The organism is Streptomyces sp. GMY02 (assembly GCF_019056675.1).
GTDB lineage: Bacteria > Actinomycetota > Actinomycetes > Streptomycetales > Streptomycetaceae > Streptomyces > Streptomyces odonnellii.
Window position 1 is genome coordinate 529472 of record NZ_CP077658.1, and the last position, 23061, is coordinate 552532.

Consider the following 23061-nt stretch of genomic DNA (forward strand, 5'->3'; position numbering starts at 1 on the left):
TGAGGGGTGGCCGGGGGGTTGCCGGGGAGAGTTCGCTCTCTTGCCATGTACGATTCAAAGACTCCCCGGCCCCGCACCCGTTCGTTACCCCCGGGGGCCCGGCAGACCGGCCAGCGCCGCCAGGGTCTCCTTGTGCCGGCCCGGTGAACCCAGCGCGATCTCATCAGACTTGGCACGCTTGAGATAGAGATGCGCCGGATGCTCCCAGGTCATTCCGATACCGCCGTGGAGCTGGACGCACTCCTCCGCCGCGTGGACCGCGACCCGCCCGCAGTACGCCTGTGCGAGGGCCACCGCGAGCGGTGCGTCGGGGCTGCCGGTGGCCAGCGCGTCGGCCGCGTTGCGGGCGGCGGCGCGCGCGGAGACGATCTCCAGCCAGAGGTGTGCCATCCGGTGCTTGAGCGCCTGGAAGGATCCGACGGGACGGTTGAACTGGTGCCTGCCGCGGGTGTACGCGACCGCCTCCGCCAGGCACCATTCGGCGATCCCGAGCTGTTCGGAGGCGAGCAGCCCGGCCCCGGCCAGCAGCCCTCGCCGAACCGCTGCCTCCGCCAGCGGCGGTTCGGCGATCCGCAGTCCGGCGGTGGCGTCGATGGTGACCGTGGCGAGGGGACGGGTCAGATCGAGCGGGGTCAGCTCTTCGACGATGACGCCCGGTGAGGCTGTCTCGACCGCGTACAGCCCGTCGTCCCCCAGCACCAGCAGAACATCAGCCCGGACCGCGTCGGCGACTCCGGTGACGACGGCCGCGCCGGCGGGCAGCGGCCCGTCCGGGGCGGTGGTGAGCGGGACGGCCAGGACCGCGACCCGGTGGCCATGGGCGAGCGCGGTGAGCAGCCCCGCGACATGTGTGCTGCTGGTGCTCTCACCGTCGCAGGCGAGAAGGGTCTCGGTCGCCATGACCGAACTGGTCAGGTAGGGGACCGCCGTGACGCTCCGGCCCAGTTCCTCCAGGACGACCGCGGCCTCGCGCGGGCCCGCGCCCTGGCCGCCGAGCTTCTCCGGGACGAGCAGGCCGGAGGCACCGATCCCGGCGGCGAGGGAGGACCACAGCTCGGGGTCGTACGGATTGCCGGACTCGGCGCGCACGAGCGCGGCCGGCACATCGGCGCGATCGGTGAGCAGGGACCGTACGGCCGCGCGCAGATCGTCCTCGGTGTCGGAGTACAGCAGGTCGGGAGCGGCTTCCGACGTGTTCGGCGGCACCTTCATCGCGTCAGGTCCTTCCAGGCGACGTCCTTGTCGTTGCGCGGCTCGGAGGGCAGGCCGAGGACACGTTCCGCGACGATGTTCAGCAGCACTTCGCTCGTACCGCCCTCGATGGAATTGCCCTTCGAGCGCAGATAGCGGTATCCGGCGTCGCGACCGGTGAAGTCGACCAGTTCGGGTCTGCTCATCGTCCAGTCGGAGTACAACAGGCCCTCCCCGCCGAGGAGTTCGACCTCCAGGCCGCTGATCTCCTGGTTGAGCCGGGCGAAGGAGAGCTTCATTCCGCTGCCCTCGGGGCCCGGCTCCCCGGCGGCGAGCTGCTGGCGCAGCCGCTCCCCGGTCAGCCGCGCCACCTCGGCCTCCACCCAGAGGGTGAGCAGCCGCTGGTGGAGGTCGTGGGTGCGCAGGTCCGGGCGCTCGCGCCAGGTGCGGGCGACCTGGCCGATCATGCCGCCCTCACGGGGCAGCCGAGCACCACCGATCGACACCCGTTCGTTCATGAGGGTGGTCTGGGCGACCTTCCAGCCCTCGCCGATCTCGCCGAGGCGGTGGGCGTCGGGGATCCGTACATCGGTGAGGAAGACCTCGTTGAACTCGGCCTCGCCGGTGATCTGGCGCAGCGGCCGTACCTCGACACCCGGATCGGTCATGTCGCAGAGGAAGTAGGTGATGCCGCGGTGCTTGGGCAGCTCCGGGTCGGTACGGGCGATGAGGATGGCCCAGCGGGCGAGATGCGCGCTGGAGGTCCATACCTTCTGTCCGTTGACGATCCAGTCGCCGGAGACAGGGTCGCCCTCGCGGACGGCGCGGGTGGCGAGCGCGGCGAGGTCGGACCCGGCGCCGGGCTCGGAGAAGAGCTGGCACCACACCTCCTCGCCGACCCACAACGGACGCAGGAAGCGTTCCTTCTGTTCCTGGGTGCCGAAGCGCAGGATGGTCGGCGCGGCCATGCCGAGACCGATGCCGATCCGGCGCGGATCGTTGTCGGGCGCGCCCGCCGCGGCCAGCTCGGCGTCCACGACGGCCTGGAGGGAGCGCGGCGCGTCGAGGCCGCCGAGTCCGGCGGGGTAGTGCACCCAGGCGAGTCCGGCGTCGAAGCGCGCCTTGAGGAAGTCGGTACGGGCGGTCCCGGCCGGCGGGTGCTCGGCGAGCAGCTTCCGGGTGAGGGCGAGGAGTTCGGCCGCGTCGGTCATCGGGCCACGCCCTCGGGGAGTACGACCACCCGGCCGGTAGTGGTGCCGTCGGCGACCCGCTGGACGGCGTCGGCGGCGCCCTTCATCGGGACGCGCTCGCTGATCAGCGGTTTGATCGCGCCCCGGTCGGCGAGCGCGGTCAGCTCCTGGTGGCAACCGGCCACCGCCGCCGGGTCCTTGGTGCGGTAGAGGCCCCAGTGCAGGCCCAGGAGCGAGTAGTTCTTCACCAGGGCATGGCTCAGGGCCGGGCTGGGGATGACTCCGCTCGCGAAGCCCACAAGCACGATCCGGCCCTCGAAGGCCACGCATTTCGCCGACTTGGCGAAGGCGTCGCCGCCCACCGGGTCGTACACGACATCCGCGCCCCGACCGCCGGTGGCCTCCTTGACGGCGGCGACGAAATCGTCCGTACGGCGGTCGACGACCACGTCGCAGCCCAGCTCACGGGCCACCCGGACCTTGTCCTGGCCGCCGACGACGCCGATGACGGTGGCTCCGGCGGCCTTGCCGAGCTGTACGGCGGCGCTGCCGACGCCGCCGGCCGCCGCGTGGACGAGCAGGGTCTCCCCCGCCTGGAGACGGGCCCGGCGGTGCAGTGCGAACCAGCCGGTCTGGTAGCCGATATGGAGCGCGGCGGCCTCGGCGTCGTCCAGGGATTCGGGCGCGGCGAGGAGTCCGGCCTCGTCGGCGACGACGTACTCGGCGAGACCTCCGTACGGCAGGGCGGGGGCGGCGATGACCCGCCGTCCGTCCTCGGTCTCCGCGCAGATCTCCAGGCCTGGGGTGAAGGGCAGCGGTGGGCGCACCTGGTACTGACCCCGGCAGAGCAGGGCGTCGGGGAAGTTGATGTTCGCGGCGCGGACCCGGAGCGCCACCTGCCCCTCGCCGGGCACCGGACGCGCCGTCTCTTCGAGCCGCATCACCTCGCCCGGCTCGCCGTTCCGGTGCACTCGCCATGCCTGCATTGGGGGCCTCCACACGATGGGCAGTACCGCACTCGACCGCATACTAAGCGGTCGCTTGCCCCTGTGGGAACAGCCCGCCCAGGGGGTATGGAGCGTCGGCCCCACGCTTCTCCCGCAGCCGGCCCCGCGTTCCGTCAGCCGGCCCCGCGCCGGATCAACCGGCCACGGGGCCGGCCCGCGACGGTCGTACGGGCCGGGTCACTCGGCGATGGCCTCGTGAACTCCCGGGCCCGCGGGCTCCGTTCCGTCCGGGAAGATCGGAACGGGCCTGGTTCTGCGCAGATATGTCTCCGCGTGCCAGATCGCCTCACGGGCGGTGCGCTGTCCCATGAGGACACAGAGGGTGTACGCGACATCCTCGAACCGCCCGCGGGTGGCCTCATCGAGCGGATCGGCGAGGACCAGCCGTTCCCAGGCCCGGTAACGGGCCAGCAGATCGGCGACCAGATGTCTGTCCGGCAGCAGCATGTCCACCACCTCCCGCCTCGCGCGCAGCGTGGCACCAGTCCCCTCGGGGTCATTGTCACCCCGTCGATCCGTATCCGCTCGGCGACGCCGCCCGGCCCGGTCCGCGCCCGGGGATCCCTCGGTCCTCGGCCTTCAGTCCTCGCCCCGCAGCCCTGGCCCCTCAGTCCTCGCCCCGCGCGAGCGCCAGCAGCCTGTCCAGTACGCGCGGTGCGCCGGCCCGCAGTCCGTCGTGCTCGTACTCGTTCGTCACCCAGGTACGCAGACCCCGGATCGCCCGCGCGGTGCGCAGCGAGTGTTCGGTGTCGACATACATGTCGTCGTGGTAGACGAGAGCGGCGGCCGGCACCTCGTTGGCGGCGAGCCGCGCGGTGTCGTACAGCCGGACGCCGCCGTGCGGCGACGGCCAGTCCGTACGGGCCGCGAGCAGCTCGGCGGTCTCGCGCAGGGGGCTCAGCGCCGGGTCGGCCTCGAAGTGCCAGGGGTGGATGCTCTCCCCGGTGAAGTACAACGGGCCTTCCCCGGCGAGGGACTTGGCCGCGTCGAAGCGGGGGAACTCGGCGCGGACCCGGTCGGCCGCCCAGTCGGTGGACCGGCCGTCCTGGGCGTAGATCGCCTCGTGCAGTACGGCGTACAGCGGGTGCCCCGCGTACGAGAGGGCCGTCGTCACGCCCTCCTGGAAGGTGTCGGAGAGCGTCTCGCCTCCGGGCGTGCGGACGAAGGCGTTCTCCAGCAGATAGTGGAGCTGGTGGCTGCCGTCACTGCCGCCGAGCAGGATGCCCAGCGACTGGAAGGCCTCGGGGGTGAGGACGTATCCGGTGGGGAGTACGGTCCGGTGGCCCGCGAGATGCTCCGCGATCCGGCGGGCCCGTGCGATGTCCTGCGGATAGCGGGCGTAGTGTGCCTCGACCTTGCGCGCGACCCGGGGATAGGCGGCGCGGTAGACCTCGTCGGCGGTGGCGTCCAGGGAGGGCAGACCGCCGGTGATCAGAACGGTGCGCAGCCCCTCGGGGGCAATGGAGAGATAGTGGACCGCGCAGAATCCGCCGAAGCTCTGGCCGAGCACGGTCCAGGGGGCACCGCCGGTGAGCCGCGGCCGGATGGTCTCGCAGTCGCGGACGATCGAGTCGGCGCGGAAGTGCGCGAGGTAGTCGGCCTGCTCGCGCGGGCCGCCGCGCAGGGGCAGGGTCTGCCGGTTGGCCGGGGTGGAGAGCCCGGTGCCGCGCTGGTCGAGGAGGAGCACCCGGAATTCCTGGAGGGCGCGGCCGAGCCAGGCCTGCCGGCCGTTGAACCTGCGTACGCCGAAGCCGGGACCGCCCTCCAGATAGACGAGCCAGGGCAGGTCCGTGGCCGCCTTGCCGCTCGCCACGAGTTCACGGGCGAAGAGCTCGATCCGCTCCCCCGACGGGTCGGCATGGTCCAGCGGGACGGAGAAACGGTGGTCGGTGAGGACGACGCCGGGCTGTCGGTAGCTGGTCACGGGGTGCTCCTGTTCTCGCTCGCCCCGGCCGGGGGCGGTCACGGCGGACAGTTCAGCACACGGGCCGCGCGGGCCCGCCCGTACCCCCGTCGGACCGCGCACCGGACCGGGCCGCTCGGTGTGCGCGACGGCCGGGCGGCTCCTGGGCCCTGTCCGCCACATAGCGCCGTCCGCCCGCAGGGCGGGGCCTGCGGCGTCCGGTGCGTGCGATCGCAAGGCGGAGGATCAGCCTCGTACTGGGCGTACTCGGCTGACTCCGACAACGCAGCGAACGTGCGTGCCGGGTGTCGCAGGCCAGGCGGGATGTGGCAGACAGGGCCTAGCGTGGGGACATGATCCGGTTCGAGCAGGTCGGCAAGGTCTATCCGGACGGTACGGCCGCTGTGCGTGATCTGTCCTTCGAGGTCGCCGAGGGCGAGCTGGTGACACTGGTGGGGCCGTCGGGGTGCGGCAAGACGACCACGATGATGATGGTGAACCGGCTGATCGAGCCCACCTCGGGCCGGATCTTCGTGGAGGGCCGGGACATCTCCGGTGTCGACCCGGTCGCCCTGCGCCGCCGCATGGGCTATGTCATCCAGGACGTCGGGCTCTTCCCGCACCGCACGGTCCTGGACAACACCGCGACCGTGCCCGCGCTGATCGGCTGGAAGCGGGCGAAGGCGCGTGCCCGGGCGGCCGAGCTGCTCGACCTCGTGGGGCTGGACCCGGCGGCGTACGGTCCGCGCTATCCGGCGCAGCTCTCCGGCGGGCAGCGCCAGCGGGTCGGGGTGGCGCGCGCCCTGGCCGCGGATCCGCCGGTACTGCTGATGGACGAGCCGTTCGGCGCGGTGGACCCGGTGGTGCGCGAGCGGCTCCAGAACGAGTTCCTGAAGCTCCAGGCGGCCATGCGCAAGACCGTGCTGATGGTGACGCACGACATCGAGGAGGCGGTACGGATGGGTGACCGTATCGCGGTGTACGGGGAGGGGTACATCGAGCAGTACGACAGCCCGGCCGCGGTCCTCGGCACCCCCGCCACCCCGTATGTCGCGCGCTTCGTCGGCGCGGACCGCGGGCTGAAGCGGCTGTCGGTCACCGCCGTCGAACCGGCCGATCTGGAGGAGCCCCCGGTGGCCAGGACCGACGAGCCGGCCCGGGACACCGCGGCCCGGATGCGCGCCGAGGGCGCCCGCTGGGCGGTGGTGCTGAACTCCGGGGGCGAGCTGCACGGCTGGGTGTCCGCCGACGCGCTGGCCAGGGCCGGTGAGCGGAGTTCCGTCGGCGACTTCGCCAGCCGGATGGAGGCCTGGGTGCCGCTGGGCTCGCCGCTGAAGCAGGCGTTCAGCGAGATGCTCCAGCATGACGCGGGCTGGGTGGCGGTCCTGGACGAGGCGCACGGGGCGCGCTTTCTGGGGGTGCTGACCCCGGCGAAGCTGCATGAGGCGCTGCGCCGCTCGGTCGACGCGGACGCGCAGGGCATCGGACGGGACGAGGTGGACTTCGACTCGGTCTCGGACGCGTAGGGCCTCCCGTTCGGATCTTGCCGGGCCCGCCGGTCGCACAGGGCCTGCCGGTACGCCGGTCAGATCAGGTGCTTCGACTTCAGATAGGCGCGGGCGACGTCCTCGGGGAGCCTGCGCCAACTGTCGACCTGTTCGTTCAGCGACGCCAGGTCCTTGGTCGTCAACACGGTGTTCAGCCGGTCCAGTGCCCGGGTGACACGCGCGCTCCCGGCCCGGGCACGGTTGACGACCGGGACGATGTAGTCGGCGTTCTGGAGGTGCTTGTCGTCTTCGAGGATCACCAGACCGAACTGGTCGAGTGTGGCGTCGGTGGTCGTGGTCAGCACCATCTGGTCCTCGCCGTCCTGCACCGCCTTCTTCGCCGGGGTGGTGCCGACGCCCTTGGGGTCGATCGCGGTGATGCGGATGCCGTAGGTCTTCTTGAGCCCGGGCGCGCAGTAGGGCCGCTCCACGCACTCGTCGCCCGCGGCCAGTCTGATCGGCAGCCCCGACGCGCCCAGATCGCTGAGCGTCCTCAGCCGGTGCTTCCTGGCGAAGGAGGCGGCGACGGCGAAGGCGTTCTGGTCGACGGCCCGGCCGGGTGCGAGGACCACGAGCCCGCGCGGCGCGGCCAGCGCGCGCAGCGCCCGCATCGTCGCGGCGAGGTCGGGCGAGCCGACCGGCCTGGCGTCAGGGCCATGGGTCCTGGTGTTCAGCCAGTCCGCGAAGGTCGCCGCGTATTCGGGTACGACATCGATCTGACCGCTCTCCAGGGCCGGTTCGTAGATCTCCCGGTTGGTGACGGAGAGGATCCGGGTGTGGTAGCCCGCCCGGTCGAGCAGCAGCGCGTACATCTCGGCGAGCAGATCGCTCTCGGTGAAGCCCGCGGAGCCGATGGTGAGCCGGCTGCTGTTGCCGGGCGGCGCGGTGATCCGGCCCCGGTGCTCCAGGGACGGTCCGAAGGTGCAGGCCGTGACGGTCAGCAGCATGACGGCCACGACGGCGGTACGGAGCGGTCTCACCCGGCGCCGCCCCTGGCCCACCGCGGGCCGAACTTCTGCACCACCTCGAACACCGCCTCCACCAGCAGCGCGAACACCGCCACGAGCACGGCGCCGGCTACCACTTGCGGGGTGTCGGCGAGATTGAATCCGGCGGTGATGATCCTGCCGAGCCCGCCGCCGCCGATCAGGGCCGCCAGTGTGGCGGTCGCGACGAGCTGTACGGCGGCGATCCGTACCCCGGTGAGGATCAGCGGCAGGGCGAGCGGCGCCTCGACCCGCCACAGGAGCTGACGGCCGGTCATGCCCATGCCGCGGGCGGCCCGTACCACCTCGGGGGCGACGCCCCGCATCCCGACATAGGCGTTGGTCAGCAGCGGCGGAATCGCGAACAGGACCAGCGCGATGATCGTCGGCCAGTCCCCGTACCCACCGACGGGGGTGAGGAGCAGCAGGACCAGGACGGCGAAGGTGGGGACGGCCCGGCCGACGTTGGAGATGTTGACGGCCAGCGCACCGCCTCGGCCGAGATGGCCCAGCACCAGGGCGACCGGAAGGGCGATGGCGCAGCTCAGGGCGAGACAGACAACGGTCAGATAGAGATGCTCGCCGAGCCGGTGCCAGACCCCGGCGGGGCCCGACCAGTGCGCGGCGCTGGTGAGCCAGGCCCAGGCGGCGGCGAGGGTGTTCACGCGCGGGCCGCCCTGGTCCAGGGAGTGAGCAGCCGCTGGAGTCCGAGGAGCAGCAGATCGGCGGCGACGGCGATGAGGACGCAGAGGACGGAGGCGGTGAGCACCTGCGCCTTGAAGAAGGTGTTCATCCCTTCGTAGATGAGATTGCCGAGCCCGCCGTAGCCGACGATCGCGCCGATGGTGACGAGGGAGACCGCGGACACGGTCGCGATCCGCAGTCCCGCCAGGGAGGCGGGCAGCGCGAGCGGCAGTTCGACGGCGAGCAGCAGCCGTACGGGGCCGTAGCCCATACCGCGGGCGGCCTGCCGGGTGTCCTCGGGCACCGCGCGCAGTCCGGCCAGGATGTTCCGTACGAGCAGGGTGAGCGAGTAGAGGACAAGACCGGCGACGACGAGCGAGGCGGACAGCCCGTACAGCGGCAGCAGCAGGGAGAACATCGCGAGCGAGGGGATCGTGTAGAGGATGGTCGTGACCGCGAGTACGGGGGCGCCCGCCCAGCGCCAGCGGCGGGCGGCGAGCGCGAGGGGGACGGCGATCAGCAGGCTCAGCAGGACGGCGGAGAAGGTCAGCCGGAGGTGTTCGAGCACCGCGTCCCAGAGGATCGTGCGGCGGCTGGAGAGATAGGCGCCGCAGATCCACTCATTGCGCGCGAGGCAGTCGTCGGGAGGCGCGGTCACCCGTCCATTGCAGCCTCGCGGGGCGGGTGGCCGCGCGCCGTGTTGGACCGTACGGGGACGGGCCGGCACGGCCCGCCCGTGCGGGGTCGCGCACCCCGCACACCACCCCTCGTACCTCTCAGACCGTGACCGGCAGTGCTTCGAGCCCTCGGATGACGAAGTTCGGTTTGCGTGCCGGCTCCGCGGCCGGGCTCAGTCCGGGGGCCAGGTCCAGCAGGGCGGCCATGGACGCGGTCAGTTCCATGCGGGCGAGCGGGGCTCCGACGCAGTAGTGGATTCCGGCGCTGAAGGAGATGTGCGGATTGTCGCGGCGGGACAGGTCGAGGGTTTCGGGAGCGGCGAAGACGGCCGGGTCGTGATTGGCGGAGCCGAAGAGCAGGGCGACCTCGGCTCCGCGCGGAATGGTGACGGTGCCGATCTGGACCGGGTCGAGCACCCAGCGTTCGAAGAGCTGGAGCGGGGTGTCGTAACGCATCAGCTCCTCGACGGCGGTGGGCAGCAGGGTCCGGTCCGCGCGCAGGGCGGCGAGCTGCGCGGGATTGCGGAACAGCGCGTGCCAGCCGTTGACGGTGGCGTTGACCGTCGCCTCGTGCCCGGCGTTCAGCAGCAGCGCACAGGTGGCGACCATCTCGGCCTCGGTCAGCTTCTCGCCGTCGTCATGAGCGGCGATGAGCGCCGAGATCAGGTCCTCGCCGGGCTTCTGGCGGCGTACGGAGAGGAGTTCGCGCAGATAGGAGGAGAACTCCAGGGAGGCGGTGACCGCGCGGCGGGCCGTCTCGGGCGAGGGGTTCAGCTCGTACATCCCGCAGATCGCGGCCGACCAGGGCCGCAGCAGCGGCCGGTCCGTCTCGGGGACGCCGAGCATCTCGGCGATCACGGCGACCGGCAGGGGTTCGGCGACGGCGGTGAGCAGATCGCCGCCGCCCTCGGCCACGAGCCGCCCCGCCAGACCGGCGGCGAGCCGGTGCACATACGGCTTGAGCCGCTCGACGGTGCGCGGGGTGAACGCCTTGGACACCAGACGGCGGATCCGGGTGTGGTCCGGCGGCTCCAGTTCGAGCATCCCGCGGTCGTTCAGCTCGTGGAACGGCTCGTGGCCGGGCGGCGGCGGGGTCCTGCCGAACTCCTCGTGGGTGAAGCGGTGCCCGTACGAGCGGCCGAGGCGGCGGTCCCGCAGCAGCGCCGACACATCCGCGTGGTGCGGGACGAGCCACTGGTCGCTGGGCTCGTAGTAGTGGGCGCGGCCACGGGCCCGGAGCTCGGCGTAGGCGGGGTAGGGGTCGGCGAGGAACGAGGGCGAGGAGGGGGCGAAGTCGGGCATCCCAGGACGGTATCCGCCGCCGTGCGCGGGAGACCAGGCCGCCCGGGAGACCAGGGAGACCGGGCCACCGCGCACCGGGCGGGTGCGGCGCGGGCGTTCACAGCCGGCGGCTTGTCGCGGGTGTTCCGCGCTCATGCCGCATGGGGTCACGCTCATGCCGCGTCATCGGGCCCGTGTCGGCGTGGCCGGGCTCATGCGAGCATGGTCGGGCTCACGTCGGCCCGGTGGGGCTTGTGCCGCGTAGCGGGGCTTGTGCCGCGTGGTGGTGCTCATACCGCGTGGTGGGCCAGTCTCCTGTGCGGGTCGTCTGCTCCGGAGGCGGCGGCCGGATCCGTGTGGACCAGGGCGGCGGTGAGCCGGCGTACCGAGTGCAGCAGGGCGTGCTCCACCTCGACGGCCACCTCGTGCGCCTGCCGTACGCCCAGGTTCCCGTCCACTTCGACGGTGACCTCGGCCCGCAACCGGTGGCCGATCCAGCGCATCCGCAGCTCGGTCACCGCGAGGACCCCGGGGACCCGGCGCGCCGCGGCCTCGCCCGTATCGATCAGTGCGGGGTCCACGGAGTCCATGACCCGGCGGAAGACCTCCCGGCAGGCGTCCTTGAGCACCAGCAGGATGGCGGCGGTGATCAGCAGGCCGACGACCGGGTCGGCCCACCGCTGGCCCATGGCGGCGCCCGCCGCGCCCAGCAGGACGGCCAGCGAGGTGAAGCTGTCGGTCCTGGCGTGCAGACCGTCGGCGACCAGCGCGGCCGAGCCGATCCGGTTCCCGACGCGGATGCGGTAGCGGGCCACCCATTCGTTGCCGACGAATCCGATGACCGCGGCGACGGCGACCAACCCGAGGTGGGAGATGTCCCGCGGATTCAGCAGCCGGTCGACGGCCTGGTACGCGGCGAGCGCGGCCGAGGCCGCGATGGTGAGCACGATGGCGATACCGGCCAGGTCCTCGGCGCGGCCGTAGCCATAGGTGTAGCTGCGGGTGGCCGCGCGGCGGCCGAGGACGAACGCCACCGCCAAGGGCAGCGCGGTCAGCGCGTCGGCGGCGTTGTGGACGGTGTCGCCGAGCAGGGCGACCGATCCGGACAGCACGACGACCACGGTCTGCAGGGCCGCGGTGGCGCCGAGCACCGCCAGCGAGATCCACAGGGCCCGCATGCCCTCGGCCGACGACTCCATGGCGGAGTCGATCTTGTCGGCCGACTCGTGGGAGTGCGGTTTCACCAGATGGGCCGCCCGGTGCCGCAGGCGCGGCAGACGGTCCGCGTCACGACCGTGGCCGTGGGAGTGGCCGTGGGCATGGGCATGCGGCGGCGCCGGGGTACGGGGGTGCTCATGGCGTTCGTTCACGCGTGGCTCTCCTGTCGGGCGTCGGGGGGTGTCGTCGGAGAACGGCCGGAGACAGCGGCACCGCGGAGGTGCCACCACTCATATGTATTTAAGCGCGCACCAATGCACCTGTCGAGCCGGAATCCCGGCTAGGTCCTGTCCGGTCGGTCTTCGTGGATCAGGCCGCGGCGGCTGGCGTGGTGGATCGCAAGGCGGAGGATCGCCCGTGTACTGGACGTACTCGGGCGACTCCGACAACGCGGCGAGGTGCCGTGCCAGGCGTCGCGGACCCACGAAGACCGGCCGGACAGGGCCTAGGGGGCCCTACGATGGGAGGATGCCAGCGAGCAATCCGTCCTCAGTTGCGCCCGAGTTGCAGCAGCACACTCCTGGCGCCCCGCAATTCGACGCGGCGGCCGGTGTCTTCGCCCTGCTCGCCGATCCCACCCGGCTCCATCTCGTCTGGTCCCTGACCCGGGGCGAGGCCGATGTGAACACCCTGACCGAGATCTGCGGGGCGGCCCGCCCGGCGGTCAGCCAGCATCTCGCGAAACTGCGGCTCGCGGGTCTGGTGCAGGTACGCAAGGACGGCCGCCGTTCGGTGTACACCCTGCGGGACGGGCATCTGCGGAGGCTGGCGATCGAGGCCCTCAACCACGCCGACCATCTTGTGACGGGCACCCCGCCGCACGACTGAACGCGGATGCGCGGCCCCGGGGTTCCGGGACCGCGCATCTCAACTCACGTACGACGTACAAGGACCGAGCGGTGGCTCAGCAGTAGAGGTTGTTGCCCGGCGCGACGCCCAGGATCTGCGTGAAGCGCTGGTAGTTGGTCACACGGCTCTGGACCTGCGCCGGGTTGCGCCCGTCGCACTCCAGCGATCCGTTGATGGAACGGATGGTCTGGCCGAAGCCCGCCTGGTTCACCATGGCGTTGTGCGGGGTCATGGTGCCCGGACCGTTCTGGGTGTTCCAGTACCAGAGGCCGGTCTTCCAGGCGACGGCCGACTCACGCTCGACGCGCCACGGGTCGGCCAGCAGGTTGATGCCCAGCGCGTCACCGGCGGCCTTGTAGTTGAAGTTCCAGCTCAACTGGATCGGACCACGGCCGTAGTACGCAGCCTGCCCGGCCGGGCAGCCGTACGACTGGTTCGGGTCGCAGTAGTGCGGGTAGTTCGCGGTGTTCTGCTCCACGACATACACCAGGCCGCCGGTCTCGTGGCTGACATTGGCGAGGAAGGCCGCGGCCTCCTGGCGCTTGACCGTGTCACTGCCGGAGTTGGCGAAGCCGGGGTACGCGCTCAGCGCGGCGGTCAGACCGCTGTACGTGTAGAAGGGGTTCCGGCTCGGGAACATCTGGTTGAACTGGGACTCGCTGACCACGAAGCCCGACGGGTTGCCGCCGCCGGGGGTGGTGCCGGCCGCCGTCCACTTCTGGTTCGACTGACCCGTGCAGGTCCAGATCTGGAGCCTCGCACCGTTCGCGGTGCTGCGGTCCTTGACGTCCAGGCACTTGTTCGCCTGCGGATTGACGATGTCGCGGGCGGAGTTGACGACCCACTTCTGGTTCGCGCCGCCGCCGCAGTCCCAGAGCTGGACGAGCGAGCCGTCGGCGGTGCCGCGGTCGACGATGTCCAGACACTTGCCCAGTGCGCGCAGGGTGCCGTCGCCCGCGACGGTCCAGCTCTGGGCAGCACTGCCATTGCAGTCGTAAAGCTGCACGGGGGTACCGTTCGCGTTGCTCGCGCCGGCGACATCCACACACTTGCCGCCCAGACCGGTGATCTGGCCCACCGGATCGGCGGCGGAGGCGGGTACGGCGAACAGAGTGGCGAGGAGCGCGCCGACAGCCAGCACGACTGCGGAGCGTGCGAGCGAAAGACCCCTGAAGGATTGTCTTGGCATCTGCGGTTGCTTTCCCCTCTTCGCGCCGACGGCGCCTAGGACGATTCCGCTTGGATTGAAGGGGAAGGTCTAGACCTTGTCAAGTACCCCACAAGAGCGCCCAGTTGCCGCCCGGCGACCTTGTGCGAGGTTGGCCTGTCCATGACCATGGAACGCCAGTGCTATGTCATACACGTACCGTGGAAGGGACCCGCCATGCCCCAGCACCCCACAGGGATGCCCCGGAGGGCCGTCCTGTCCGCCACCGTCGCGACCGCCGTGGTCGGCGGAGTGTCGTCGGTGGCCCAGGCCGCCGCCCCCGCGGGCGCCCCGGCCGGGCGGCACACCGGAGACCGCCCCGCCACCGCCCAGGCTCCCGACCGCGAACTGCGGGAGCTGCTCAGAGAGGTCTCCCGCGACCGGATCGAGGCGACCGTGCGCCGGCTTGCCGCGTTCGGAACGCGCCACACGCTCTCCACCCAGGACGACCCCGAGCGCGGTATCGGTGCCGCCCGCGACTGGATATTCAATGAGCTGAAGCGGTACGCGGCGGCCTCCGGCGGCCGGATGACCGTCGAGCTCCAGTCGTACATCCAGGAGCCCGCCTCACGGATCCCGGTGGCGACCCGTATCACCAATGTCGTGGCGACCCTGCGCGGTTCGGTCGACCCCGGCCGGGTCTATGTGGTCTCCGGCCACTACGACTCCCGCGCCAGTGACGTCATGGACGCGACCAGCGACGCGCCGGGCGCCGACGACGACGCCTCCGGTGTCGCGGTGGCCATGGAGCTGGCACGCGTCATGGCGAAGCGGCGGCCGGCCGCGACCATAGTCTTCGCCGCCGTCGCGGGCGAGGAGCAGGGACTGTACGGCGCCGATTACATGGCGGGGCAGTTCAAGGCCGCAGGGACGAATGTCCTGGGCATGTTCACCAATGACATCGTCGGCAGCCCGCGGGCCGACGACGGCACCCGCGACCCGTACACGGTGCGGCTGTTCGCGGAGGGCGTGCCGACCGCCGAGACCCCGGAGGAGGCAAATGTCCGCCGCTCGGTCGGCGGCGAGAACGACTCTGCGACCCGTCAGCTCGCGCGCTTCGTCCGCGATGTCGCCAACAACGACGCCACGGGCATGAATGTCCGGGTGATCTACCGCCGCGACCGCTATCTGCGCGGCGGCGACCACATCCCGTTCCTCGAAAACGGCTACGCGGCGGCCCGTTTCACCGAGCCGACCGAGGACTACGCGCACCAGCACCAGGACGTACGGGTGGAGGACGGGCAGCAGTACGGCGACCTGCCCGATTTCTGCGACTTCGCCTATATCGCCCGGGTGGCCCGGGTCAATGGCGCGGTCCTCTGGACCCTGGCCCAGGCACCGGCCACCCCGCGCGGGGTGAAGATCGTCACCAGCTCGCTGACCAACTCCACGGAGCTGGTGTGGGACGCCGGTACGGAGCCCGATCTGGCCGGGTACGAGGTCGTGTGGCGCGAGACGACCGAGCCGGAGTGGACGGATGTCATCGAGGCCGAAGGTCCGACGAGCCATACCGTGGACCTGTCCAAGGACAATGTCTTCTTCGGTGTCCGCGCGGTGAACCGGGCGGGCCACCGCAGCCCGGTGGCGTTCCCCGTACCGCAGCGCTGACCAGCGCCGCACAACCTGCCGAACACTGACACATACGCTCACTGCCGCGCTCGGCCCCCGCACCCCGCTGAGCGCGGCTTCGGCATGCCCGCGGGGAAAACCGGGCTGCGCCATCCCTTGACCCCTTGAAACCTCCGATGTTCACTACCCCTGACGCTTCGGCTGGCGCCTTGTTCGAAAACAGCCGAACGTGATCCGTGTGCCGCCTCGTTCCGCGCTCCCCCACGTACGCGTACCTCAGCCGGCGCCTCCGGGCGCCCCGAGAGAGGACTGGATCGTGCGCCTTGTGTCCCGCACCATGATCGCGCTCGTCCTGCTGGCGCTGTCGCTGGTCGCCCTGCCACCGGCGGCGGGGACCGCACCGGCGTCCGCCGCCGCCCCCGCCCCGGCCGCGGCTCCACCGGCCCCGCTCGCCCCGCTGGCCCCTTTGTCCAAAGTTCTGGTGTTCTCCAAGACCGCCGGGTTCCGGCACTCGTCCATCCCCGCCGGAATCGCCGCTGTTCAGCGGCTCGGCGCGGCCAATGGCTTCACCGTCACCGCCACCGAGGACGCCAACGCGTTCACCACCGCCAATCTGGCCCAGTACCAGGCGGTGATCTGGCTCTCGACCACCGGCGACGTGCTGAACGCCGCCCAGCAGACCGCCTTCGAGTCATACGTCTCCGCGGGTGGCGGTTATGTCGGCGTACATGCCGCCGCCGACACCGAATACGACTGGCCCTGGTACGGCGGGCTCGTCGGCGCGTACTTCGCCTCCCACCCGGCGACCCAGCAGGCCACCGTCCGGGTCGAGGACCGCTCTTCCCCCTCCACCGCGCATCTGCCGCAGCGCTGGACGAGGACCGACGAGTGGTACAACTACCGGGCCAATCCGCGCTCGGCGGTGAAGGTCCTCGCCAGCCTCGACGAGTCGTCGTACTCCGGTGGCAGCATGGGGGATCATCCGATCACCTGGTGCCAGAACTACCGCGGCGGCCGCGCCTGGTACACCGGTCTCGGTCACACCGAGGAGTCGTACACGGACCCCGCCTTCACCACCATGCTGCTCGGCGGCATCCAGACCGCCTCGGGCGCGCGGCCCGCGGACTGCCGCCCGGAGAACGGCTACACGCCCCTGTTCGACGGTACGCAGGCCAGCCTCGACCGGTGGCGGCAGGCCGGACCGGGCGGGTTCACGCTCGCCGACGGCACCCTCACCTCGGTCGGCGGCATGGGTCTGCTCTGGTATCCGGTGACGCCCTTCAGTGACTACTCGCTGAAGGCCGACTGGATGATGCCGGGCGACGACAACGGCGGTGTGTTCATCGGGTTCCCCGATCCGCAGGGTGATCCCTGGAAGCCGGTCGACACGGGCCATGAGATCCAGATCGACGCGACCGACGCCGATCCGTCCCGTACCACCGGCAGTGTGTACAGCTTCAAGGCGCCGGACACCGCGGCCCGGGCCGCCGCGCTCAACCCGCCCGGAACCTGGAACAGTTACGAGATCGCGGTGCACGGCCGCCAGGTCGAGATCTTCCTGAACGGTGTGAAGATCAACGACTACACCAGCACCCGCGACATCGCGCTCGGGCACATAGGCGTCCAGAACGACGGCGCCGGTATGGACATCAACTACCGCAATATCAGGATCAAGCAGGACGGCGCGCAGGCCACCGACCTGGCCAGGGGCCGCCCGGTGACGGTCTCCAGTGTCGAACCCGGCAGCGCGCACGTGGGCGCCAACGCCGTCGACGGCAACCCCGCGACCCGCTGGGGCAGCGCGTACTCCGACCCCCAGTCGATCACCGTCGACCTCGGCTCCGTCCGTACGCTCCAGCAGGTGCGGCTGACGTGGGAGACCGCGTACGCCACGGCGTACTCGGTGCAGACCTCCACGGACAACTCGGCCTGGCGCACCGTCAGCAGCACAACAGCGGGTGACGGCGGAGTCGACACCATCGCGGTGAGCGGTACCGCGCGGTACGTACGGGTCGTGGGGACCGCACGGGCGACGCAGTGGGGCTACTCGCTGTGGGATCTCGCCGTGTTCGGAAGCTGAGACCCCGCGGCCCGGCCACACCTTCGTCACACACAGCTCATAGCCCGACCTCGCACTTCGCACCTCGCACAGCCATGCCCCCACCCGTGATCGGCCCCTGGAGGTACGTACCGTGCTGTCCCGCGCCGTTTCCTTACTCGCCGCGCTGTTCACCCTGTCCGCTCTGCTGCTCGCACCCGGCGCCGTCGCGGCCGTGCCCGCGCCCGATGCCGCCGCCGTACCGAAGGCCGCCGCCGCTCCCCCGCCGACAAGCGGGTTCGAGAAGGTCAAGCTCGACGGCGGGCTCCAGATGGGCGAGCCCATCGAACTGGCCGTACTGCCGGACCAGAAGGTCCTGTACATCAACCGGGGCACCAGCGCCTCGGGCGGGCAGGTACGGCTCTACAACCCCGCCACCTCGTCGACGACCGTCGCGCTCACCCTGCCGCTGGACGCCCGGTTCGAGGACGGGCTGATCGGCATCACACTGCATCCGCGGTTCGCCACCACCGGATGGGTGTACCTGTTCTACTCGCCGAAGGTGACCCCGCTGGTCAACCGGATCTCACGGTTCACCTTCGACCGCGCCACCAACACGCTATCCGCGGCCAGCGAGGACGTTCTCATCGAATGGCCGACCGAGCGGGAGCTGTGCTGCCACTCCGCCGGCTCGATGTCCTGGGACAGCGCGGGGAACCTCTATTTCGCGGTGGGTGACAACACCAACTCCGGCGGTGACTCGGCGGGGATGGCACCCATCGACGAACGCACGTCCCGCAACCCGCAGTACGACGCCCAGCGCACCTCGGGCAACGCGAACGACCTGCGTGGAAAGATCAACCGGATCCATCCCGAGGACAACGGGACCTACACCATCCCCAGTGGCAATCTCTTCGCCCCCGGGACCTCCGGAACACGCCCCGAGGTCTACGTCATGGGTGTGCGCAACCCGTACCGTGTCTTCGTCGACAAGAAGGCCGGCAACACCCTGTACTGGGGCGAGGTCGGCCCCGACGCCGGTGCGACCATCGCCAACCGGGGCCCCGCGGCGTACGACGAGTTCAACCGCGCCACCGGTCCCGGCAATTACGGCTGGCCCTACTGCGGCGGGCCCAATGTCAGTTACAACGACTGGGACTTCGCGGCCAACGCGCCGCGCGGCTGGTTCCCCTGCGGCGGTACGGCCGGACCGGTCAACAACTCCCCGCGCAACACGGGGATCCAGCAGCTCCCGCCCACCAAGCCCGCGCTGGTGTGGGAGCAGCACGGCGGCAGCAAGGAGTGGCCGCAGCTCGACAATCCGGGCGGCTGCGGCTCGCCCAATCACACCGAGGTCTACCACTACGACCCGAACCTCAACTCCGACGTCAAGTGGCCCCAGTACTACGACAACAAGCTGCTGATCTCCGAGTACTGCCGCAACTGGATCAAGGAAGTGCAGTTCAACAACGGCAATCCGGCGACCGGCACCCCGACCGCGATCGAGCCGGTGCTCGACGGCATGCGCTTCGTCCACCCGATCGACTCCGAGTTCGGCCCGGACGGTTCGCTGTATCTGCTCGAATACGGCAGCGGCTACTTCTCCGGTGCCGAGGACGCCGGACTCTACAAAATCAACTATGTGCAGGGCGGCCGGTCGCCGCTCGCCAAGGCGTCGGTGGACAAGGACAACGGCCTCGCCCCGCTGACGGTCGCCTTCTCCAGCGCGGGCAGCAGCGACCCGGACGGCAATCCGCTGACCTACGCCTGGGACTTCACCAACAACGGCAGCACCGATTCCACGGCGGCCAACCCGACCTTCACCTACACGGGCAACGGCAGCTTCCAGGCCAGGCTCACCGTCAGCGACGGGACCGGGCGTACCGGCACCACGACGATCCCGGTGGTGGTCGGCAACAACCGTCCCACACTGAGCATTTCGGGGCCGCCGGACGGCGGGGTGTACGAGTGGAACGAGAACGTCACCGTCACCGCGTCCGCCACCGATCCGCAGGACGGTCCCATCGACTGCTCGAAGGTGATCGTCCGGATCGCCCTGGGCCATCAGGAGCACGCGCACGAGGTCGCCGAGGGCACCGGCTGCTCGACGACCTTCAACACCGGGCCGATCCACTCGGGGCTCGACGCGACCCAGTTCTATGTGGTGCGCGCGACCTACACCGACAAGGGCGCCGCGGGTACGGTGCCGCTGACCGGCGAGCTGCAGCGGACCATCTGGCCCAAGCGGTGGCAGGCCGAGCACTACGCGCAGTTGTCGGGGCCGCAGGTCATCACCGCCTCGGGCGCGGAGGGCGGCAAGCGCCTCGGTGACGTACAGAACAATGAGTGGGTCAAGTACCACCCGGTGAGCCTCAAGGGCGTGACCGGCGTCAGGGCCCGGGTGTCCTCGGACAAGGCGGGCAATGTCGCGACCTTCCGCTACGACTCCATCACGGGTCCCGTGCTCGCGCGGGTGACCGTGCCCAACACCGGGAGCTGGGAGACGTATACGGATGTCAGTGTCCCGGTCACGGGGGCGGACGAGCGGACGCGCGATCTGTTCGTGGTCTTCACCGGCGGCTCGGGAGCGATTCTCGATCTGGACAGTTATACGTTCACCGGGCCCGGGATCAGCCGTCCCTAGGGGATCGCTGGTGGCCGGGTCCTGAACAGGGCGGCCGCGGCACGGGCTTGGGGCCCGCGTCGCGGCCGCTTTTTCATCCGGCAGCGTCGGTGTCACGGGCCGAGCCGGTGTCACGGCCACCGTCGGCGTTGTGATCCGTGTCGGTGTGACGGCTGGCTTCGGCTTCGAGGCCGTCGAGGTGTTCCTGTGCGCGCCGGGCGAGTGCGGTGCGGTGCTGGGCGCGGTAGTCGCCGAGGGCTTCCTGCCAGCACGCGCGGGCGTCGCCGTACCGCCCGAGAGCCTGGTGGATGAGTCCAAGGCTGAACAGCGCGTCCGCGACCTGCGCGGTGTTGCCGGTCTCGCGGCACAGGCGCAGGGCCTGGCGGTAGTGGTCCAGCGCCTCGGTGTACCGGCCGGTGTGGCGGGCGATGTGACCCAGGCTGTCCAGGGCGGAGGCCTCGCCGGCGCGGTAGCTGTCCTTGCGGAACAGTGCGAGGGCCTGTTCGCAGTACGAGCGGGCCGGCCCGTACCGCCCGAGTTTGGCGTGGTTCCAGCCCACCGCGTTGAGCGCGTTCCCCTCCCATACGGAGTTGTCCAGGCCCTGGTAGAGACGCAGGGCATGACCCGCGTGGACGAGGGCCTGCTCGTAGTCGCCCTGCAATGTCCGGATCCGGGCGAGGGTGCGGTGGGCGTGGGCCTCGCCGGCACGGTCGCCGCTCTCCCGGAACAGCGCGCGGGCCCGGTCGAGATGGTCGAGAGCGGGGGCGTATTCGCCCGTGTCGGAACGCGTCCGGCCGAGCAGCCAGTGGGCCGTGGCCTCGGCGGCCGGGTCGCCCAGCCGCTCCGCCGCGGTGAGCCCGGTCCGCCAGGCGGTGAGCCCGTCCCGGGTGTGGCCCCGGTGCCGGTGGTAGAGGTCGAGCAGCCAGGCGAGCTGCCAGGCCTGGCGGTTCCGGCCCTGTACCAGAGCGAGTTCACCCGCGGCGAGCAGACCGAACCGCTCGGTGTCGAACCACTCCAGCGCGTCCGTCTTCTCCAGCGGTACGGGGGCGCTGCCCGCGGCCGGCGGCTCCAGTTCGGTCGGACGGCGGTGCGGGAAGAGGAGCCGGTCGGCGCGGTGGGCGGTGTGGAGGCAGAAGTCGACGAGCCGGTGCAGCGCGGCGTCCCTGGCGTCCTGCGGCAGGTCGTACCGCGCGCGTTCGGCGGCGTAGGCGCGGGTGAGGTCGTGCAGACGGTAGCGGCCGGGCGTGTGTTCGCGTACGAGGTGCGCGGCCTGGAGCCTGCGCAGCAGCGCGCGGGCCCGGGGTACGGGGAGCGCGGCGAGGCTCGCGGCGGCGGGCAGGCCGATGTCCGGGCCCGGCGCGAGACCGAGCAGCCGGAACATTCGCGCGGTGTCGGGGTCGAGGGCGTCGCAGGAGGAGGCGAACACGGCGCGGAGGTCGGCTGTGAGGTCGCCCGCCTCCAGTGCGTCGAGCCGGGTGCCGGCCTCCTGGAGTTCCTCGGCCAGGGTCGCGAGGGGGAAGCCGGGCTGGGCGGCGGCGCGGGCGGCCACGATACCGATGGCCAGGGGCAGGCCCGCGCAGTGTTCGAGGATGGTGGCGACGGCGCCGGGTTCCGCGGCGGTCCGGTGCTCGCCGAGATGGCGGGTGAGGAGCCGGCGCGCTCCGGTCCCGTCGAGTGTTTCGACGGCGAGGGGGCGGGCGCCGTGGGTGGCGACGAGACCGGTGAGCTGGTGGCGGCTGGTGACCAGGACGAGACAGGTGGGGCTGCCGGGGAGCAGCGGCAGGACCTGGGCGGCGTCGCGGGCGTTGTCCAGCACGATGAGGAGCCGTCTGCCGCTGGTCAGGCTCCGGTACAGGCCGGCCTGGGCGTCCGGGTCCACGGGGATCCCGGCGGGGTCGGCGCCGAGCGCGTCGAGGAAGCCGCGCAGGGCTGTGACGGGCGGTACGGGTTCGCCGGAGGGGTCGAAGCCGCGCAGATCGGCGTAGAGCTGGCCGTCGGGGAAGTGGGCGAGGTGGTTGTGGGCCCAGCGCAGGGCGAGCCAGGTCTTGCCGATGCCGCCGGGCCCGCCGATCGCGGAGATCACGACCGTACCGGCGGACCCGGAACGCGAGTCCAGCAGCCCGTCGAGCAGGGCGAGTTCACGGTCCCGTCCGGTGAACAGCGGCGGAGGCGCGGGCAGTTGCTTAGGTACGGATACGGGGGCGCGCGCCGGTACGGATATGGCGGCGGGCCGGGCGGCAGGGGCGGCCAGGGCCGGGTCGGCGTCGAGGATGCGCTGGTGGAGGCGGCGCAACTCCGCGCTGGGGTCGGTGCCGAGGTCGTCGCGTAATCGGTTCCGGGTACGGCGGTAGTGGGTCAGGGCGTCGGAGGGGCGGCCGCTGCGGTGGAGGGCGAGCATGAGCTGACCGGCGAGACGTTCGTCCAGCGGGCGCTTCTCGGCGCGCGCGGCGAGACCTGCGAGCAGCCGGGCGTGCCGGCCCTGGCGCAACTGGATGTCTCCCAGGTCCAGTTCGGCCGCGTTGCGTTCCTGGTGCAGTGTGTCGCGCAGCGCGTTGAACCAGGGTGTGTCCACCGTGGCGAACGCCTCCCCGCGCCACAGCCCGAGGGCCTGCTCCAGCAGGACGGCGGCACCCTCGTCATCGGCGTCCCGGGTCCGGGCCCCGGCGACAAGTTGCCGGAAGCGGTGCAGATCGACGGATGCCACATCGACACTCAGCACATACCCGCCGGGCCGCCGGTCGATCCGTACCTCGTCGCCGGCCGGCTCCACTGCCCGCCGCAGCCGTGAGAGATAGCTGTAGAGCGTGGCGAGCGCCCGCTGCGGCGACCGGTCCGCCCACACCCGGTCGACCAACTGATCGGCGGGCACCGCCCGATTGGCATCCACGAGCAGCGCCGCCAGCACACACCGCTGCCGGATGTGCCCCAGATCCGCGACCGCACGCCCCCCGGCCCACGCCTCCATACCCCCCAACACCCCGAACTCCACGCCCCAGCCCCCTCCCGTCAAGCCGCCCCCCGATCTTGCATACCCCCTCCGACCAACGGATTCAAGATCCCCCCAAGGTCCACCCAAGCCGACCGGGGTAGG

Annotated in this window: 17 protein-coding genes; 5 read left to right on the plus strand and 12 right to left on the minus strand. The window is 71.2% G+C overall.

The window, feature by feature from the left end; genetic code table 11:
- Positions 1–84 precede the first annotated feature (84 nt).
- From KQY30_RS02245 to KQY30_RS02265, 5 genes are all read right to left on the minus strand, one after another.
- A complete protein-coding gene (locus tag KQY30_RS02245) occupies positions 85–1212 on the minus strand; it encodes an acyl-CoA dehydrogenase family protein (protein WP_217305308.1) in 1128 nt (375 codons plus the stop codon).
- On the minus strand, positions 1209–2402 hold the full coding sequence (locus tag KQY30_RS02250; protein ID WP_217305309.1) for an acyl-CoA dehydrogenase family protein: 1194 nt from the start codon (positions 2400–2402) through the stop codon (positions 1209–1211). The genes KQY30_RS02245 and KQY30_RS02250 overlap by 4 nt, the downstream gene beginning before the upstream one ends.
- Entirely contained in the window at positions 2399–3367 is a 969-nt protein-coding gene (locus tag KQY30_RS02255) for an NADPH:quinone oxidoreductase family protein (protein ID WP_217305310.1), read from the minus strand. Before KQY30_RS02255 ends, KQY30_RS02250 begins: the two co-directional genes overlap by 4 nt.
- Positions 3368–3565: 198 nt before the next feature.
- On the minus strand, positions 3566–3835 hold the full coding sequence (locus tag KQY30_RS02260) for a DUF5133 domain-containing protein (protein ID WP_217305311.1): 270 nt from the start codon (positions 3833–3835) through the stop codon (positions 3566–3568).
- Positions 3836–3995: 160 nt separating this feature from the next.
- Positions 3996–5312, minus strand: coding sequence for an alpha/beta fold hydrolase (locus KQY30_RS02265; RefSeq protein WP_217305312.1), 1317 nt, complete (start codon positions 5310–5312; stop codon positions 3996–3998).
- A gap of 332 nt (positions 5313–5644) precedes the next feature.
- Here KQY30_RS02265 and KQY30_RS02270 point away from each other — a divergent pair, with 332 nt between their 5' ends.
- Positions 5645–6817: an ABC transporter ATP-binding protein gene (locus tag KQY30_RS02270; RefSeq protein ID WP_217305313.1), complete on the plus strand. Its 1173-nt coding sequence runs from the start codon at positions 5645–5647 to the stop codon at positions 6815–6817.
- A 59-nt stretch (positions 6818–6876) separates the two neighbouring features.
- Here KQY30_RS02270 and KQY30_RS02275 read toward each other — a convergent pair whose 3' ends face one another.
- The 5 genes from KQY30_RS02275 to KQY30_RS02295 form a co-directional block, all read right to left on the minus strand.
- Positions 6877–7785 carry an ABC transporter substrate-binding protein gene (locus KQY30_RS02275; protein ID WP_217310679.1) on the minus strand — a complete coding sequence of 303 codons (909 nt, stop codon included), beginning with the start codon at positions 7783–7785 and terminating at the stop codon, positions 6877–6879.
- Between the two features lie 29 nt (positions 7786–7814).
- Positions 7815–8489 (minus strand): ABC transporter permease, encoded by a 675-nt coding sequence (locus KQY30_RS02280; protein ID WP_217305314.1) that lies wholly within the window; start codon positions 8487–8489, stop codon positions 7815–7817.
- Complete coding sequence (locus tag KQY30_RS02285; RefSeq protein ID WP_217305315.1) at positions 8486–9166, minus strand: ABC transporter permease; 681 nt, start codon at positions 9164–9166, stop codon at positions 8486–8488. Before KQY30_RS02285 ends, KQY30_RS02280 begins: the two co-directional genes overlap by 4 nt.
- Positions 9167–9284: 118 nt before the next feature.
- Entirely contained in the window at positions 9285–10487 is a 1203-nt protein-coding gene (locus KQY30_RS02290) for a cytochrome P450 (protein WP_217305316.1), read from the minus strand.
- A gap of 269 nt (positions 10488–10756) precedes the next feature.
- Positions 10757–11836, minus strand: a complete 1080-nt coding sequence (locus tag KQY30_RS02295) for a cation diffusion facilitator family transporter (protein ID WP_217305317.1) — start codon at positions 11834–11836, stop codon at positions 10757–10759.
- 316 nt (positions 11837–12152) lie between these two features.
- On the opposite strand from KQY30_RS02295, the gene KQY30_RS02300 reads away from it, so the two are divergent.
- Positions 12153–12512 carry a metalloregulator ArsR/SmtB family transcription factor gene (locus KQY30_RS02300; protein WP_046499159.1) on the plus strand — a complete coding sequence of 120 codons (360 nt, stop codon included), beginning with the start codon at positions 12153–12155 and terminating at the stop codon, positions 12510–12512.
- A 76-nt stretch (positions 12513–12588) separates the two neighbouring features.
- Here KQY30_RS02300 and KQY30_RS02305 read toward each other — a convergent pair whose 3' ends face one another.
- Positions 12589–13722 (minus strand): glycoside hydrolase family 19 protein, encoded by a 1134-nt coding sequence (locus KQY30_RS02305; protein ID WP_217305318.1) that lies wholly within the window; start codon positions 13720–13722, stop codon positions 12589–12591.
- A 141-nt stretch (positions 13723–13863) separates the two neighbouring features.
- On the opposite strand from KQY30_RS02305, the gene KQY30_RS02310 reads away from it, so the two are divergent.
- The 3 genes from KQY30_RS02310 (at position 13864) to KQY30_RS02320 (ending at position 19991) form a co-directional block, all read left to right on the plus strand.
- Complete coding sequence (locus KQY30_RS02310) at positions 13864–15348, plus strand: M20/M25/M40 family metallo-hydrolase (RefSeq protein WP_254406890.1); 1485 nt, start codon at positions 13864–13866, stop codon at positions 15346–15348.
- A 277-nt stretch (positions 15349–15625) separates the two neighbouring features.
- Positions 15626–17389, plus strand: coding sequence for a ThuA domain-containing protein (locus KQY30_RS02315; protein ID WP_217305319.1), 1764 nt, complete (start codon positions 15626–15628; stop codon positions 17387–17389).
- Between the two features lie 112 nt (positions 17390–17501).
- Positions 17502–19991 (plus strand): PQQ-dependent sugar dehydrogenase, encoded by a 2490-nt coding sequence (locus tag KQY30_RS02320; RefSeq protein ID WP_217305320.1) that lies wholly within the window; start codon positions 17502–17504, stop codon positions 19989–19991.
- A gap of 73 nt (positions 19992–20064) precedes the next feature.
- On the opposite strand, the gene KQY30_RS02325 is transcribed toward KQY30_RS02320, so the two are convergent.
- Positions 20065–22947 (minus strand): BTAD domain-containing putative transcriptional regulator, encoded by a 2883-nt coding sequence (locus KQY30_RS02325; protein ID WP_254406891.1) that lies wholly within the window; start codon positions 22945–22947, stop codon positions 20065–20067.
- Positions 22948–23061 lie beyond the last annotated feature (114 nt).

Excerpts from the sequence above, each read along its gene's own strand:
- KQY30_RS02245 (WP_217305308.1), bottom strand. The coding sequence starts at position 1,212 with ATGAAGGTGCCGCCGAACACGTCGGAAGCCGCTCCCGACCTGCTGTAC.
- KQY30_RS02250 (WP_217305309.1), bottom strand. The coding sequence starts at position 2,402 with ATGACCGACGCGGCCGAACTCCTCGCCCTCACCCGGAAGCTGCTCGCC.
- KQY30_RS02255 (WP_217305310.1), bottom strand. The coding sequence starts at position 3,367 with ATGCAGGCATGGCGAGTGCACCGGAACGGCGAGCCGGGCGAGGTGATG.
- KQY30_RS02260 (WP_217305311.1), bottom strand. The coding sequence starts at position 3,835 with ATGCTGCTGCCGGACAGACATCTGGTCGCCGATCTGCTGGCCCGTTAC.
- KQY30_RS02270 (WP_217305313.1), top strand. The coding sequence starts at position 5,645 with ATGATCCGGTTCGAGCAGGTCGGCAAGGTCTATCCGGACGGTACGGCC.
- KQY30_RS02275 (WP_217310679.1), bottom strand. The coding sequence starts at position 7,785 with ATGCTGCTGACCGTCACGGCCTGCACCTTCGGACCGTCCCTGGAGCAC.
- KQY30_RS02290 (WP_217305316.1), bottom strand. The coding sequence starts at position 10,487 with ATGCCCGACTTCGCCCCCTCCTCGCCCTCGTTCCTCGCCGACCCCTAC.
- KQY30_RS02300 (WP_046499159.1), top strand. The coding sequence starts at position 12,153 with ATGCCAGCGAGCAATCCGTCCTCAGTTGCGCCCGAGTTGCAGCAGCAC.
- KQY30_RS02305 (WP_217305318.1), bottom strand. The coding sequence starts at position 13,722 with ATGCCAAGACAATCCTTCAGGGGTCTTTCGCTCGCACGCTCCGCAGTC.
- KQY30_RS02310 (WP_254406890.1), top strand. The coding sequence starts at position 13,864 with ATGACCATGGAACGCCAGTGCTATGTCATACACGTACCGTGGAAGGGA.